Origin of the sequence: Yersinia sp. IP36721, assembly GCF_003634395.1 — a bacterium.
GTDB classification, from domain to species: domain Bacteria; phylum Pseudomonadota; class Gammaproteobacteria; order Enterobacterales; family Enterobacteriaceae; genus Yersinia; species Yersinia entomophaga.
Genome location: NZ_QCZL01000001.1, coordinates 169,850 through 184,655, shown reverse-complemented (window position 1 = coordinate 184,655; position 14,806 = coordinate 169,850). Strand labels below are relative to the sequence as shown.

Sequence of the window (14,806 nt, the reverse complement as noted above, 5' to 3'; positions counted from 1 at the left end):
CAAGCGCCTCAATCCGACAATTCCCTGCCTGTATTTCGCTTGCCTTGTTCACTTAATACTCCCCATTAATAACTGAAAGCTAGCGCTAATACACTCTAAACTCCGTAATAAACTCGTTGAATTCTCAGTATTTCATTGTTTCCTGTTACAAAACCAACGAAGCCGACATACACTTATTTTGATGGGCTCTTGCTGCCAATCCGATATTTTATTTACAAAGCTACCTTGTCAGATAGCAGTCATTTTTATCGAGAATGCCTCTAATGCCCGCTATACCAGTGCACCATAGATCGTGAGCAAAGCTACGACAATTATAATCGTCAACGTGACTTTCCGCGCCAAAGATACCGCCGCGCGTGGCGTTTGTACTGGGTCAAGATGCGGTTCTCTAGCCAGAGAATACTGAGCTAAACGGGTGAGCACCTGATACTGCGGGGAATGCAAGTCCCCCAAAGAGGCAAACCACGCTGGCAAAGCACGCTCGCCGTGACCAAGCAGTGCGTAGGCCACGCCAACCAACCGGACGGGAACCCAGTCAATCCAGTGTAAAACACGGTCAATGCCTGACTGAGAGCGCTGCAAAGGGTTTCGGTGACGCGCCAGCCAGGTTTGGTATCCGCGTAACATCGCGTAGCCCGTAATAGCTACCGGGCCATAAAAACCACAAACCACCAGCCAGAACAAGGGAGCCAGATAGTAGCGGAAATTAATCCATAACAACGCATTCTGTAACTCTTGTAGTCGGTCCTTTTCGCCACAGTCCGCAGGCAATCCATGGATTAATGCCAGCTCTTCCGCCATTTGCAGACTGGCATTGGCATCCCCTTGTCGAGCGGCCTTCAGATAAGCACGATAGTGTTTTCTTATACCACCAGCGCCGATGCACAACAGGCAGATAACAATCCACAGTAACAGCCGCGGCAAGCCGAACAGATAGTCCTGAACCAACTGCAACATCAAACCGACAATGGCCATACACAAAATGGCCAGACCGAGCGTTTGCAGCAACGAGTATCGATGCAACCGACTAAAAATAGTGTCCAACCGGTGGTCCAGCTGCCAATGTTCGCCTAATTTGAACAAACGTTCCCAGGCCAGTACCAGCAATAGCGTAAAAAGCGTCATTGATTCCCTGTCTCCCTCTACATTCCACCAGCCCGAACCTTCAGGCACCATGCCTCCCGGCAGCGGTTATCACAAAAAAGGTAAAAATGACGGAATCCTCGCCTCCGCTATCATGACCTCTATTGCTGCAAAATCACTCCAATAATGGAGTCAAACTTTGTCGATAAAGCGCCCAGTCAAATGCTGGCCCCGGATCGGTTTTTCGGCCGGGAGCTATATCACTATGCCCGGTTATCCGCTCTAGGGTAATGGGATAATGGGATAGCAACAACGCACTGATTTTTTTCAGACTTTGATATTGCGCATCGGTAAACGGTAGCACATCCGTTCCCTCCAACTCGATACCAATGGAAAAATCGTTACACCGCTCACGCCCGTCAAATTGAGATACACCGGCATGCCAGGCTCGCTTATCAAAAGGCACGTATTGGATAATTTCACCATCGCGACGAATCAGGCAATGCGCCGATACTCGCAAGTGCACAATATCAGCAAAATAAGGATGTTCATCCGCATTCAAAGTTCCGGTAAACAGATGGTCGATATAAGGTCCACCAAATTCACCCGGCGGCAAACTGATATTATGAATGACCAAAAGAGAGGGAGCCTCATCTTCAGGTCTGAGATCAAAATGAGGAGAAACCACCCGCTTAACCCCAACAATCCAGCCATTCTCTAACTGCATTTGTCACCTCAACCCTCATTCTAAAACGGCTCTGTAGTAGCACTGACGCCAGCAACAGAGTAGCATGTTTGAACTATTATCTATCCGCCATTTCGGAGTTTTCTATGCCGACACGTAGCTACAGTGCCGACAGTCGCCGCACCGCGTTATTAGAGCGAATTCAAAGCGATATTCCCTTTTCAGTTGCCTTGGCACTGAGTGAAGATCTAGGCGGTGAGGTCAATGCCGATCGCGACCTGACGGCCCAACTGCTCCCCGCAGATAAACAAGCCTCCGCGACTATTATCACTCGCGAAGCCGGCGTTTTCTGCGGGCAACGCTGGCTGAACGAAGTCTTTATCCAGCTCGGCGGTAAAGTTGAAGTCGAGTGGCTGGTGGCAGACGGTGACGCGCTCACCGCCAACCAAACGTTGTGCCACCTTTCCGGCCCTGCTCGCATCTTGCTCACTGGCGAACGTACCGCATTAAATTTTGTACAGACGCTATCCGGCGTAGCCACCGAAGTCAGCCGCTATGTTGCTTTACTCCAAGGGTTGCATACCCAACTCCTGGATACTCGTAAAACACTACCTGGCTTACGAACCGCATTAAAATACGCAGTGTTATGCGGAGGTGGCAGCAATCATCGTCTTGGGTTGACTGATGCCTTTTTAATTAAAGAAAACCACATTATTGCCGCCGGTTCGATTAAAGAAGCCGTGAGTAAAGCATTTTGGATCCACCCCGATGTCCCAATTGAAGTCGAAGTGGAATCTTTAGATGAATTAAAGCAGGCTCTGGATGCCGGAGCCGATATCGTGATGCTTGATAACTTCACCATTCCTATGATGCGTGATGCCGTATCCCTCAACGCAGGTCGCGCTCAGTTGGAGGTCTCAGGTAATGTCACACTCGAGACACTTCGTAGCTATGCCGAAACAGGAATCGATTTTATTTCTGTCGGCGCACTGACTAAACACGTTACCGCCTTAGACCTCTCGATGCGTTTTCAATAACGCTAACAGATTTGTTTCAGCCAGGAAAAGAGCTCAGGTAACAATGAGCTCTTTTTTGCGGCCTCTGCCGAAAAAAAACCGCTGATTACTGCAACACTAAAAAATTCTCACAATCCGTTTCGCAGTCCTATTCAAACCCACTTTCCCTGCGATAAAAAAAACCGCACCCTTACCTCGTCTTTCATCACAAGGAGTGTGAAAATGTATTACTCACAGGGTTTTACCCTCATTGAACTCATGGTTTCTATCGTCATCATTGCCATTCTCGGCGGCATCGGTATTCCTGCTTATCAAAGCTATATACAGAAAGCGGCCCTAACCGATATGTTGCAAACCAGTGCTCCTTACCGCATGGCCGTAGAGGTTTGCTCGATGGAACACTCGGCATTATTAGGCTGCAATGCTGGTAGTCAGGGTATTCCCTCTGGCCAACCTACTCGTTATGTCAAAGCCATTAACATTGCAAAAGGGGTCATCTCTATGACCGGGCAGGAGACTCTGGATGGATTAAGCGTTGTATTAACCCCAACTAAAAGCGCCGCCGGTAACCTGGCCTGGACACGCGCATGTACAGGAAATCATGACGAACTAAGTAAACTCTGCAAGTCGGTATTTGCTCTTAAAGAGACGTCTAGCGACGATGAATAGCAACCGCTCAATCAATAACAAAGGAGCCGGGGATGCGTTATCCCGGCTTTGCCAGCAGTATCGAGCGATACCGTTGGAAATCAGCCCAAATACATTAACTCTTGCCATGTTGCAGTACCCAACCAGTGAGGAGATAAATGCATTACGCTTTGCCTGCGGTTTAAATGTGGAAGTGACTCTATGGCCTGCGGCAAAAATTGAGCACCACCTTCATCATTTGAGTCCTGATTTAATCCAGCAGTTAAACGGCTCGATTAAGCCAGATATCGAGAGTAAAAAACACGCGGAAGAAGCGGCCATAAAATACCTCCCTGATACGGACAAATCACGTACTCAAGCTTTTGATAATAAGGAAGTGACTTCACTTAATGATGAAAGTGATGCGCCCATTATCAACATCATTCATCAAACGCTACGCATGGCGATTCAAAAACGTGCGTCTGATGTTCACTTCGAGCCTTATCGCCGCTATTACCGTATTCGGTTACGTATTGATGGCATTTTGCACCAAACGCTATCCCCACCGGCTAATTTGGTTAATAGAATCAATGCCTGTCTCAAAGTAATGGCTAAGCTGAATAGTGCGGAACGGCGCTTACCTCAAGATGGACAGTTTAGCCTTAGCCTTGATAATCATTACTACTCACTGCGCATTGCCACATTACCAACTCAATACGGCGAAAAAGTGGTACTACGCATTCTGAATACCAATATACCGCAACGATTGGACGAGCTGGATCTTCCCCCAAAAAGTCGGGAATCAATCCTTGAGGCCTTAAGTTTACCGCAAGGATTGATTTTGGTTACCGGGCCAACCGGAAGCGGAAAAACAGTGACCTTGTATAGCTGTCTACAACACCTAAATCAGCAGTACCGTAATTTATGCAGTGTCGAAGATCCGATCGAAATTCCCGTTGAAGGCATTAATCAAACCCAGACCAACAGTAAAATAGATTTAGACTTTTCTCAGGCGTTACGTGCATTACTCAGGCAGGACCCGGATGTCATTATGATCGGCGAGATCAGAGATAATGAAACCGCCGATATTGCGGTAAGGGCTGCACTAACAGGCCATTTAGTGCTTTCGACCTTGCACACCAATTCAACGCATGAAACGCTAGCCCGATTAACTCAAATGGGAATCAGTCATTATCTGCTCGCATCTTGCCTAAAACTGGTGATAGCCCAACGCCTGGTACGCCGTCTATGTCAACGTTGTAAACGCGCAGCACCCGAGCCAGTCATTCTGCCCACAATTTTGTGCCCAAAGCCTTTACATCACTGGTATGCCACTGGTTGCGAACATTGTAGTAGCGGTTACTATGGCCGAATAGGTATCTATGACACATGGGCAATGACACCGTCAAATCAGCAGGATTTAATGAGTGCAGCCCCTGTTCCTGGCCTGAAAAATTCTCAGCCGCCCCCTGAGCCCCATTCACTACTCATCGCAGGCTTAGCGTTGGTTAAACAGGGAATAACCAGTATCGCCGAAATCTCACGAGTTGTCGGAAATCTGACGCCATTAAGGGGAATGCAATGACACTCGGTTTATTTATCTGGCAAGGCATAGATAGCGAAGGAAAGGTGATCGTCGGCGAGTCTCTAGCTAGCGAAAAATCGGTGATTTACCAAAGAGTAATACAGCAGGGGCTGCAGCCTATCCGTATCAGAATGATAAAACGCCTAAGCTCTCGGCTACATCAAGGGAAGCATCTGCTTAATTTCACACGCCAATTAGCTACGCTTCTGCAAGCCGGACTGCCGTTAATAAATAGTCTGCAATTGTTGGCAGCAGAGGCCGAGACGCCAATATGGCGCTGTTTACTAAGAGATGTAAGTGAAAGCCTGTCTCAAGGGCAGGCGCTATCTGAGGCTATAAACGCCTATCCATCCGTTTTCCCACCCATATACACGCAATTAATTGCCATAGGCGAACTAACAGGTGAAATAGATAAATGCTGTCTCCAGCTAGCCGAGCAACAGGAAAAACGCCAGTACCTGCAAAAAAAAGTGGCTAAGACACTCAGATACCCCGCCTTTGTTTGTCTGGTTGCTTTCGCCGTCAGTGCCCTGATGTTACTTGTTGTTTTACCAGAATTCGGGCGGCTCTATCAGACTTTTGACGCCCCACTGCCCGCTCTGACTCAAGGGCTGCTATATCTATCCGGAATACTGGGTAATTACGGTATTTACTCTATCGTGGCAATCATTGGTATTGTATTGGTTTACCTCTCTAAAATAAGGGTAAGCGCACGGTGGAAACAACGAGAGCAATTCTTGCTGTTACATCTCCCGCTGATAGCACCACTGGTTAAAGGGTACTGTCTCAGCCAAATTTTTCGCACTTTATCTGTCACACAGAAAGCAGGTTTAACCTTAGCTAATGGGCTGGAAGCAGCCGCTACTTCCATTGATAATCTGCATTACAAATCCATTATCAATCATTTTTATCAGCTAATTAATCAAGGAATACCTCTGAGTGATGCCCTTTCACACCAACCTCTTTTCCCTCCACTTTGCCAACAGTTAGTACGCATTGGGGAAGAATCTGGCTCACTGGATAACGTGCTGACAAAGCTTGCTGGTTGGCAACAGCAGCAAACTGAGGAACTGGCTGATAAGTTGACACAAATGCTTGAGCCAATGTTGATGCTGTTCGTCGGCGCAGTGATTGGCACACTGGTTATTGCTATGTACCTCCCCATTTTCCAACTTGGGGGAATTATTAGTTAACAAAAGTTCCAGGTTTGGGTTTGGGTTTGGGTTTGGGTTTGGGTTTGGGTTTGGCAGTAGATTAAAAAAGGACGCATCATTTTGCGTCCCTTCTTTAATAATCAATTAATCACACACTATCAGCGATATAAAACACTCGTTCAGCGTAAACCGATTAAGTTTATTTAGCTCAGTTACTGCCAAATACGCGGTTTTCTTGCTCAGCAACGCGGATAAAGGTGGTGCGTTTGGTCAGCTCTTTCAAATGAGAAGCACCGACATAAGTACAAGCAGAGCGCAGCCCGCCCATGATATCGCGAACGGTATTATCCACTGAGCCACGCAATGGCAGCTTCACGGTTTTACCTTCGGCGGCACGATATTCTGCTACGCCGCCAACGTGACGTTTCATCGCTGACTCAGAGCTCATACCGTAGAACAGCATGAATTTCTCACCGTTTTCTTCAACCACTTTACCTTCGCATTCGTCGTGACCGGCTAACATACCGCCCAACATAACAAAGTCTGCGCCGCCACCGAACGCTTTGGCAACGTCGCCAGGAACGGAACAACCACCGTCACTCACGATTTGCCCACCTAAACCGTGAGCAGCATCAGCACATTCGATCACGGCAGAAAGCTGCGGATAACCCACGCCAGTTTTCACTCGGGTTGTACAAACCGAACCTGGGCCAATCCCTACTTTTACAATATCGGCGCCAGACAGAATCAGTTCTTCAACCATTTCGCCTGTGACTACATTACCTGCGCAAATCACTTTGTCAGGGCAAGCTTCGCGAGCCTGTTGCAGGAAAGCAACAAAGTGCTCAGAGTAACCATTGGCTACATCAATACAGATAAATTTCAGCGCAGGAGAAAGCGCCAGAATTTGCTTCATTTTGGCAAAATCTGCCTGAGATGTACCGGTAGAAACCATGACGTGGCGCAGTACCGATTCAGGCACACGTCGAACAAAATCGGCCCATTGTTCAACGGAATAGTGTTTATGTACTGCGGTAAGAACATCAAATGAGGAGAGAACCTCAGCCATGCGGAAGGTGCCGACGGTATCCATATTCGCTGCAATAATGGGTACACCAGCCCACTTATAGCCTGAATGTTTGAAGGTAAACTGACGCTCTAACTCAACTGCGGAGCGACTTTTCAGCGTGGAGCGTTTAGGTCGAATCAAGACATCTTTAAAACCTAATTTCAAACCTTCTTCAATACGCATGGCTTTGGTTTCCTGGTTATTGGCGATGGATCGCATGATGAGATCGGGCGTAATAGACGCCATTTCCAGTGAAGCTATCATACGCAGGAATAATTCTTCGGCAAGACTGCGAATTTAACTTTATTTAGGCTACACTCCCACAAATTACCTGAAAACCATGCATTTTCCCTTCCTGACTGGTTCGTCTGGTTACATTATTCCGAGCAGCGTAACTATCAGCAATATTGATATAAAAAATACTCCCTCGGCCAGAGAATAGGCATTAAAGACAGATTCAAAATCCGAATGCATCCGCGCTATGTCTTACACACAGCTTTCAGTTACAATTCGGGTATTCAACGGCAGTATGCAAGGCAATGTAATGACCTATATTGTTGCTCTTACAGGCGGAATTGGTAGTGGGAAAAGTACCGTTGCTAATGCTTTTGCCGATCTCGGCGTACCGCTGGTTGATGCGGATATCATTGCCCGACAGATTGTTGAGCCTGGAATGCCGGCGTTAAATGAGATTAAAGCCCGTTATGGATATACTATCCTGCTGGCAGACGGCAGCCTGAATAGAGCCAAGCTGCGGGAAAAGATTTTTAGCGACCCGATGGAAAAAAACTGGCTCAATGCGCTGTTGCATCCACTGATTCAGCAAGAAACTCAGCGTCAGCTCGCAGCTGCAAAAGCGGCTTATGTACTTTGGGTTGTCCCCTTACTGGTTGAAAATAACCTGAGCCATAGAGCTAACCGAGTATTGGTCGTGGATGTCACCCCTGAGATTCAGCTTAGACGCACCATGGCAAGAGACGGTATCAGCCGTCAGCAGGCAGAACATATTTTAGCTTCGCAGGCCACGCGGCAACAGCGTCTGGCCTGTGCGGATGACATTATCGACAATAGCGGCGATCCTTCCACGATCCCACCGCTCGTTGCCTCGCTTCATCACCGGTATTTAAGGTTGGCGACGGTGACCCAACAGGATTTACACCGATGAGTGATCTCACCTCAACTGTACTTTTTGAACACCCGCTGAATGAAAAAATGCGCACCTGGCTTCGTATTGAGTTTTTGCTGCAACAGTTAGAAAGTCAGCGAAATCTGGATAATATCGCCAGCGCCTTAACGTTTTTTCGCACCGCATCCGATCTGATCGATGTGCTTGAAAGGGGGGAAGTTCGCACTGATTTACTCAAAGAACTTGAGCGTCAGCAGCAAAAACTTCAGGCCTGGGCTGATGTTCCCGGTGTCGATATGGCGTTGATTGATGAATTACGCGCTCAGCTGAAAAGCCGGGCATCAGTGCTGATGTCCGCACCGCGTATCGGACAGTCGCTGAAAGAAGATCGCATGATTAGTCTGGTTCGCCAACGGCTCAGTATTCCAGGCGGTTGTTGTAGTTTCGATCTGCCTACGCTACATATTTGGCTGCATCTACCGCAGGAACAACGCAATCAGCATATCAATGAATTACTTGGTACGTTAATTCCGCTGAATCAATCATTAACCATGATTCTGGATTTAATTCGCCAGTCTGGCCCGTTGCGCAACCAAATCAGCCTAAATGGATTCTTCCAGGATAATGCCGACGGCGCTGATTTATTGCGACTGCGAATTTCCATGGAACATCAGCTTTATCCGCAGGTTTCCGGCCACAAAACCCGCTACGCGATACGTTTCCTACCGCTGGATAGCGAGAATGGCACTGTACCCGCACGCTTAAACTTTGAGTTGGCCTGTTGTTAACTTTTGCACTTATTGATGCTTATGGCTGTGTTGTCATACAGTAAGCAAGTTTTAGGAGAGAATATGGATTCAACTGAAATACAGGTTAATTGCCCAACCTGCGGGAAAATCGTTATTTGGGGCGAGCAAAGCCCGTATCGTCCTTTTTGCTGCAAACGCTGTCAGTTGATCGACCTTGGCGAGTGGGCCGATGAAGAGAAGCGTATTCCAAGTCAGGGAGAACTCTCAGATAGCGATGAATGGAGTGAGGAAGATCCGCGCTAATGCGCTCACAGATTGGAGCCACGCATTGTGTGCTCCAATCTGAGTGTGATTATGCCTGAGAAACCAGTAACTCAACTATCGATAGATTAGCCTTTGGGAATTCCTCAGCCCGTAACTCCTCTTGCTTAACCCAGCGCACCGGCTGGCCCTCCCGACCAAAAGGTTCGCCCTGCCATTGTTCTACCAGATAGAAACTGAGAGTGACAATTCGGTCAGGAAAACGATGTTCCAGAGTGGTTATCTGCACCGCATTTTGCGCAACAATACCGACCTCTTCCAATAGCTCACGATACAAAGCTATTTCCGAGGTTTCACCCTGTTCTATTTTCCCTCCGGGAAACTCCCAGAAACCCGCCATATGGGAATCTGCCGCGCGCTGGGTAATAAAAATCTCGCGTTGCGCATTACGGATGATACCCACGGCGATCTGCAAATGTTTCATTCTGATATTCCTCGTTTATCTCACGTTCACATCCTGATTCCGCGATATTAAGCAAAAAGAAGGGCGGTCTATTTGGCCGCCCCGCTATTTACTGTTTTAACTATTGCTGGCTAATCGCAGCTTTATTTCTGCAAACGGCCATGACATTGCTTATATTTCTTACCTGAACCACAAGGGCAAGGATCGTTACGGCCCACTTTACGTTCAAGGCTGGCTGCAACTTTCACCTCTTCTTCAGACATCAGGGCGCTATTGTCATTTTCATGGCTCAGCTGTTGCTGTCTGGCCAAACGCTCAGCTTCTTCACGGCGTTGAACTTCCAGCGCTTCGACCTCTTCCGGCATACGTACCTGAACTTTACTCAGCACGCTGATCACTTCATATTTCAGAGATTCCAGCATCGCAGCAAACATAGCGAAAGATTCGCGCTTATATTCCTGCTTAGGATCTTTCTGCGCATAGCCACGTAAATGGATACCCTGACGCAGATAATCCATCGCTGCCAGATGCTCTTTCCACAGGGAATCCAGCGTTTGCAGCATCACGCCTTTTTCGAAGCTGCGCATCATTTCAACGCCGACAACTTCCTCTTTACGTTTGTAGACGTCAATTGCCTGCTGAAGAATACGCTCACGTAGGGTTTCTTCATGCAGCTGTGGTTCATCTTCCAGCCATTGCGCAATCGGCATATCCAGATCGAAGTCGTTTTTCAGACGCTGTTCCAGCCCCTCAATATCCCACATTTCTTCCAAAGATTGCGGCGGAATGTAGCTATCCAGCGTAACTTTGAACACATCTTCACGAATACTGTTGATAGTTTCGCTAACGTCAGACACGTCCAGCAACTCGTTACGCTGGCTGTAGATCGCACGGCGCTGATCGTTGGCTACATCATCGTATTCCAGCAGCTGTTTACGAATATCGAAGTTACGACTTTCGACTTTACGCTGTGCGTTAGCAATCGCTTTGGTTACCCAAGGATGCTCAATGGCTTCGCCCGGTTTCATACCCAGTTTACGCATCATGCCTGACACACGGTCAGAGGCAAAAATACGCATCAACGCATCTTCCATTGACAGGTAGAAGCGTGAAGAACCGGCATCACCCTGACGACCCGCACGACCGCGCAGCTGGTTATCAATACGACGGGATTCGTGACGTTCAGTACCGATGATGTGTAAACCGCCGGATGCCAGAACCGCATCGTGACGAATTTTCCATGCGGCTTTAATTTCGGCAATTTGCTCCTCAGTCGGATTTTCCAACTGTGCGATTTCACTCTGCCAGCTTCCGCCTAACACAATATCGGTACCACGGCCGGCCATGTTGGTCGCGATGGTAACCGCACCCGGCTGACCCGCCTGAGACACAATTTCGGCTTCCATGGCGTGGAATTTAGCGTTCAGAACTTTATGTTCGATGCCGGCTTTGGTCAGTTCAGCAGAGACCACTTCGGATTTCTCGATGGAAATCGTACCAACCAGCACTGGCTGGCCGTTAGCAGTACGCTCGCGGATATCCTCAATGATGGCGCCAATCTTTTCCATTTCAGTCATATAGACCAGATCCGGCAGATCTTTACGTATCATTGGGCGGTTGGTTGGAACCACAATGGTATCCAGCTTATAGATAGAGCTGAATTCAAAGGCTTCGGTATCCGCAGTACCGGTCATACCGGCCAGTTTTTCGTAGATACGGAAATAGTTCTGGAAAGTAATGGAAGCCAGCGTTTGGTTTTCGTTCTGGATTTCCACCCCTTCTTTGGCTTCAACGGCCTGATGCAGGCCGTCAGACCAGCGGCGGCCTTGCATGGTTCGACCAGTGTGTTCATCAACGATGATGACTTCGCCATCTTTAACGATGTAGTCAACGTCGCGGGTAAAGAGTACGTGGGCACGCAGCGCGGCGGTTACGTGGTGCATCAGCATAATATTGGCCGGTGAGTACAGAGATTCACCTTCGTCCATAATGCCGGCTTCCACTAACATCTGCTCGATCATGATCAAGCCACGTTCAGTTAAATGCACCTGACGGGACTTTTCATCTACCGAGAAGTGGCCTTCACCCTGGAAGGTATCGGAATCTTCTTTTTCCTGACGGATCAGTTTAGGAATCAGTTTGTTAACCCGAATATACATTTCGGAACTGTCTTCCGCAGGGCCAGAAATAATCAACGGAGTACGCGCTTCATCGATCAGGATGGAGTCAACCTCATCCACCAACGCATAGTGCAGTTTGCGCTGCACACGCTCTTCCGGGCTGAACGCCATGTTGTCGCGCAGGTAGTCAAAACCGTATTCGTTGTTAGTACCGTAAGTAATATCAGCGGCATAGGCTTCACGCTTCGCCGGAGCTGTCATACCCGGCAGGTTAATACCGATAGTTAAGCCGAGGAATTCGAACAGTGGACGGTTATTTTCCGCATCGCGCTGAGCCAGATAATCGTTGACGGTAACCACGTGTACGCCGCGGCCAGTCAGAGCATTCAGGTAAGCTGGCAGCGTTGCGGTTAAAGTTTTACCTTCGCCGGTACGCATTTCTGCAATACAACGCTCGTTCAGAACCATACCGCCCAACAGCTGCACATCGAAGTGACGCATGCCGAATACGCGTTTACTGGCTTCGCGAACCACAGCAAAAGCTTCTGGAATCAGGTTTTCCAACACTTCGCCTTTCGCCAATCGTGCGCGGAACTCATCCGTTTTGGCTCTTAATTCTTCATCGGACAGTTTTTCCATGTCCGGTTCCATACGGTTGATCACATCAACCACTTTGCGCATACGACGCAGGGTTCGATCGTTACGGCTGCCAAAAACTTTAGTGAGTAATTTGATTAGCATAATTCTTTATATCTCTTACAAGACCACCAAACCGGCGGTCAAAGGTTACATTAAGTTAAAAGACTTCAGAGGAATAACTAGCTGTAACGAACCGGTCCGGCACGAATGCCTTGTACCTGCGCAAGCCATAAGCCGGGTTGATGAAGGGATAAAACGGGCTGAGGCGCTCGTTTGGTATAGCGAATGATGGTCGGAGGCCGCGACTCGTGGGTTAGCAACGCATTAAGCGTATCCAGTAGCGCAAGCTGTTGAATTTGCGTCGGCTCTACCTGTTCTAGCGTCTCGGCTTCCTGCACGCGGCTATAGGCGACCTGCGGTGCAAGAGCAAAAGAAAGGTGACGAATGACGGTGCGAAGCGCATGCTGCTGCCAATAGTCTACGCTGAAGGAAGGACGGCGATGCGTCTCTTGCAGCAGAGCTAGACTATTAAAGTTGGTCGCACCGTGATTTTGGCGGCTTTGGCTGGAAGATGTACTCGGCAGTGCGGTTTGATCTGGCCCGCTGGACAAGTTTGACGGCACGCCAAGACTCGCCGCGACCATCCCCAATAGGAGATGCGGCCAGAAATAACGTCTGCCAAATTGTCGCCAACGATTTAGAATACCGATCACAAGTTTAAAATCCGCCGGAGCCCTGTCAATGCGTGAAAGCCGCCCACAATTATTAGATGTTCTGTTCGACGATGCGACCGCAACGGAGAAAGGCCCACTGCACAATGTACAGCAGCGCGCAGTCGCACTGTTAAAGCTCAATCGTGCGGTAAAAGCATTGCTTCCGTCACAGTTGCAGCCTTGGTGCCGTGTGGCCAATTATCGACAGAGTATTTTGGTGCTAGAAACCGCCAACGCCAGTTGGCTAATGCGGTTACGTTACGAACAATCTAACCTGCTTTCTGCACTACGAGCGCAAATTCTACCATCATTGTCTTCAATCGACATCAGGATTAATCCTGCGTTAATGGCGAAAGGGCAGAACAAAATACAAGAAACCGCTCAGGCCGCGCAAAAAAGCGAAGAGTCAGCGCCATTACGTCACTTGAGTTTGGAAAGTGCAAAGGAATTACGAGGACTAGCGAGCCGTAGCCCAGAGAAATTGAGGACTATTTTGGAACGACTGGCTGCGTTGGCCGGAGAGAGTGCCAACGCAACCAAACGTGATAAGTAGCTTTAGTAAGCCAATACCGTAGACGGAGCTTTGAATGCCAATGGCATTTCGGCTTCGTCCTGGAACGTCACATATTCCCAAGCTTCCTGTTTTGCCAATACGGCTTGCAGTAACTTGTTATTCAGTGCGTGACCAGATTTATACGCGGTGAACGCGCCAATAATATTGTGGCCGCACATGAACAGGTCGCCGATAGCGTCCAGCATTTTGTGACGAACAAACTCATCTTCGAAGCGCAGGCCATCTTCATTCAGAACGCGGTAATCATCTACCACGATGGCACAATCGAAACTACCGCCCAGGCACAAACCGCGGGACTGCAGATATTCGATATCACGCATAAAGCCAAAAGTACGCGCACGACTGATTTGCTGCACAAATGAATCAGCAGAGAAATCCAGGCGGTAACGCTGCGTACTGGTATCTATCGCCGGGTGATTGAAATCAATGGTGAAATCTAAACGGAATCCATTGAATGGAGACAGTTCAGCCCATTTATCACCGTCTTCAACCCGAACGGTATCTTTCAGGCGCAGGAATTTCTTCGCTGAATTCAGCTCTTCAATTCCGGCGTCCAGCAGCAGGTACACGAATGGACTGGCACTGCCGTCCATGATCGGCACTTCAGGTGCATTTACTTCTATAATAATGTTATCAATCCCTAACCCCGCCAAAGCAGCGTTGAGATGTTCAACGGTAGAAATACGCACGTCATGCTCGTTGACCAGACAAGTACAGAGCATGGTATCACGCACGGATTTTGCATCTGCCGGGAAATCAACCGGTGGATTCAAGTCAGTGCGACGATAGATGACCCCGGTATTGGCCGGCGCGGGGCGCATTGTCAACGTGACTTTCTTGCCGGTATGTAAACCAACACCAGTCGCTTGAACAATACGTTTTAATGTCCTTTGTTTGATCATCGTTTTATCTCGCAATGTTATCCATCCTACCGATCTAGCA

The 14,806-nt window shown here is 48.4% G+C and carries 15 protein-coding genes; 8 read left to right on the top strand and 7 right to left on the bottom strand.

All coding sequences use genetic code 11. The features are described from left to right. Nucleotides 1-270 precede the first annotated feature (270 nt). A complete protein-coding gene (gene ampE / locus DBA33_RS00770; protein WP_064516448.1) occupies nt 271-1,125 on the bottom strand; it encodes a beta-lactamase regulator AmpE in 855 nt (284 codons plus the stop codon). Between the two features lie 133 nt (nt 1,126-1,258). Beyond that, the gene (gene ampD, locus DBA33_RS00765; protein WP_064516446.1) at nt 1,259-1,810 is read right to left on the bottom strand and encodes a 1,6-anhydro-N-acetylmuramyl-L-alanine amidase AmpD; all 552 of its coding nucleotides are present in this window, start codon (nt 1,808-1,810) and stop codon (nt 1,259-1,261) included. Nucleotides 1,811-1,914: 104 nt separating this feature from the next. On the opposite strand from ampD, the gene nadC reads away from it, so the two are divergent. From nadC to hofC, 4 genes are all read left to right on the top strand, one after another. Further along, nucleotides 1,915-2,805, top strand: a complete 891-nt coding sequence (gene nadC, locus DBA33_RS00760; protein ID WP_064516444.1) for a carboxylating nicotinate-nucleotide diphosphorylase — start codon at nt 1,915-1,917, stop codon at nt 2,803-2,805. Between the two features lie 201 nt (nt 2,806-3,006). Continuing rightward, nucleotides 3,007-3,453, top strand: coding sequence for a prepilin peptidase-dependent pilin (gene ppdD / locus DBA33_RS00755; protein ID WP_064516442.1), 447 nt, complete (start codon nt 3,007-3,009; stop codon nt 3,451-3,453). Then, entirely contained in the window at nt 3,446-4,996 is a 1,551-nt protein-coding gene (gene gspE / locus DBA33_RS00750; RefSeq protein WP_064516440.1) for a type II secretion system protein GspE, read from the top strand. The genes ppdD and gspE overlap by 8 nt, the downstream gene beginning before the upstream one ends. Next, nucleotides 4,993-6,189 carry a protein transport protein HofC gene (gene hofC, locus DBA33_RS00745; RefSeq protein ID WP_120805240.1) on the top strand — a complete coding sequence of 399 codons (1,197 nt, stop codon included), beginning with the start codon at nt 4,993-4,995 and terminating at the stop codon, nt 6,187-6,189. Before gspE ends, hofC begins: the two co-directional genes overlap by 4 nt. 169 nt (nt 6,190-6,358) lie before the next feature. Here hofC and DBA33_RS00740 read toward each other — a convergent pair whose 3' ends face one another. Next, on the bottom strand, nt 6,359-7,402 hold the full coding sequence (locus DBA33_RS00740; RefSeq protein ID WP_064518448.1) for a GMP reductase: 1,044 nt from the start codon (nt 7,400-7,402) through the stop codon (nt 6,359-6,361). Between the two features lie 361 nt (nt 7,403-7,763). On the opposite strand from DBA33_RS00740, the gene coaE reads away from it, so the two are divergent. The 3 genes from coaE to yacG all read left to right on the top strand — a co-directional run bounded on the left by coaE (nt 7,764) and on the right by yacG (nt 9,397). Then, a complete protein-coding gene (gene coaE, locus DBA33_RS00735; protein ID WP_120805238.1) occupies nt 7,764-8,384 on the top strand; it encodes a dephospho-CoA kinase in 621 nt (206 codons plus the stop codon). Continuing rightward, nucleotides 8,381-9,133 (top strand): cell division protein ZapD, encoded by a 753-nt coding sequence (gene zapD, locus DBA33_RS00730; RefSeq protein ID WP_120805236.1) that lies wholly within the window; start codon nt 8,381-8,383, stop codon nt 9,131-9,133. Before coaE ends, zapD begins: the two co-directional genes overlap by 4 nt. 63 nt (nt 9,134-9,196) lie before the next feature. Further along, nucleotides 9,197-9,397, top strand: coding sequence for a DNA gyrase inhibitor YacG (gene yacG, locus DBA33_RS00725; protein WP_064516434.1), 201 nt, complete (start codon nt 9,197-9,199; stop codon nt 9,395-9,397). 49 nt (nt 9,398-9,446) lie between these two features. Here the strand turns inward: yacG and mutT are convergent, their stop codons facing one another. The 3 genes from mutT to secM all read right to left on the bottom strand — a co-directional run bounded on the left by mutT (nt 9,447) and on the right by secM (nt 13,290). After that, nucleotides 9,447-9,839, bottom strand: coding sequence for an 8-oxo-dGTP diphosphatase MutT (mutT, locus tag DBA33_RS00720; protein WP_064516433.1), 393 nt, complete (start codon nt 9,837-9,839; stop codon nt 9,447-9,449). A 122-nt stretch (nt 9,840-9,961) separates the two neighbouring features. Next, nucleotides 9,962-12,679: a preprotein translocase subunit SecA gene (gene secA / locus DBA33_RS00715; RefSeq protein ID WP_120805234.1), complete on the bottom strand. Its 2,718-nt coding sequence runs from the start codon at nt 12,677-12,679 to the stop codon at nt 9,962-9,964. Nucleotides 12,680-12,756: 77 nt separating this feature from the next. After that, the gene (gene secM / locus DBA33_RS00710; RefSeq protein WP_064516430.1) at nt 12,757-13,290 is read right to left on the bottom strand and encodes a secA translation cis-regulator SecM; all 534 of its coding nucleotides are present in this window, start codon (nt 13,288-13,290) and stop codon (nt 12,757-12,759) included. Between the two features lie 28 nt (nt 13,291-13,318). On the opposite strand from secM, the gene DBA33_RS00705 reads away from it, so the two are divergent. After that, a complete protein-coding gene (locus DBA33_RS00705; protein WP_064516428.1) occupies nt 13,319-13,843 on the top strand; it encodes a DUF721 domain-containing protein in 525 nt (174 codons plus the stop codon). Between the two features lie 2 nt (nt 13,844-13,845). On the opposite strand, the gene lpxC is transcribed toward DBA33_RS00705, so the two are convergent. Further along, entirely contained in the window at nt 13,846-14,766 is a 921-nt protein-coding gene (lpxC, locus tag DBA33_RS00700) for a UDP-3-O-acyl-N-acetylglucosamine deacetylase (protein WP_049598790.1), read from the bottom strand. Nucleotides 14,767-14,806 lie beyond the last annotated feature (40 nt).

Coding starts and splice junctions, on each gene's coding strand:
- ampE (WP_064516448.1), bottom strand. CDS start 1,125: ATGACGCTTTTTACGCTATTGCTGGTACTGGCCTGGGAACGTTTGTTC.
- ampD (WP_064516446.1), bottom strand. CDS start 1,810: ATGCAGTTAGAGAATGGCTGGATTGTTGGGGTTAAGCGGGTGGTTTCT.
- nadC (WP_064516444.1), top strand. CDS start 1,915: ATGCCGACACGTAGCTACAGTGCCGACAGTCGCCGCACCGCGTTATTA.
- ppdD (WP_064516442.1), top strand. CDS start 3,007: ATGTATTACTCACAGGGTTTTACCCTCATTGAACTCATGGTTTCTATC.
- gspE (WP_064516440.1), top strand. CDS start 3,446: ATGAATAGCAACCGCTCAATCAATAACAAAGGAGCCGGGGATGCGTTA.
- hofC (WP_120805240.1), top strand. CDS start 4,993: ATGACACTCGGTTTATTTATCTGGCAAGGCATAGATAGCGAAGGAAAG.
- DBA33_RS00740 (WP_064518448.1), bottom strand. CDS start 7,402: ATGCGTATTGAAGAAGGTTTGAAATTAGGTTTTAAAGATGTCTTGATT.
- coaE (WP_120805238.1), top strand. CDS start 7,764: ATGACCTATATTGTTGCTCTTACAGGCGGAATTGGTAGTGGGAAAAGT.
- zapD (WP_120805236.1), top strand. CDS start 8,381: ATGAGTGATCTCACCTCAACTGTACTTTTTGAACACCCGCTGAATGAA.
- yacG (WP_064516434.1), top strand. CDS start 9,197: ATGGATTCAACTGAAATACAGGTTAATTGCCCAACCTGCGGGAAAATC.
- mutT (WP_064516433.1), bottom strand. CDS start 9,839: ATGAAACATTTGCAGATCGCCGTGGGTATCATCCGTAATGCGCAACGC.
- secA (WP_120805234.1), bottom strand. CDS start 12,679: ATGCTAATCAAATTACTCACTAAAGTTTTTGGCAGCCGTAACGATCGA.
- DBA33_RS00705 (WP_064516428.1), top strand. CDS start 13,319: ATGCGTGAAAGCCGCCCACAATTATTAGATGTTCTGTTCGACGATGCG.
- lpxC (WP_049598790.1), bottom strand. CDS start 14,766: ATGATCAAACAAAGGACATTAAAACGTATTGTTCAAGCGACTGGTGTT.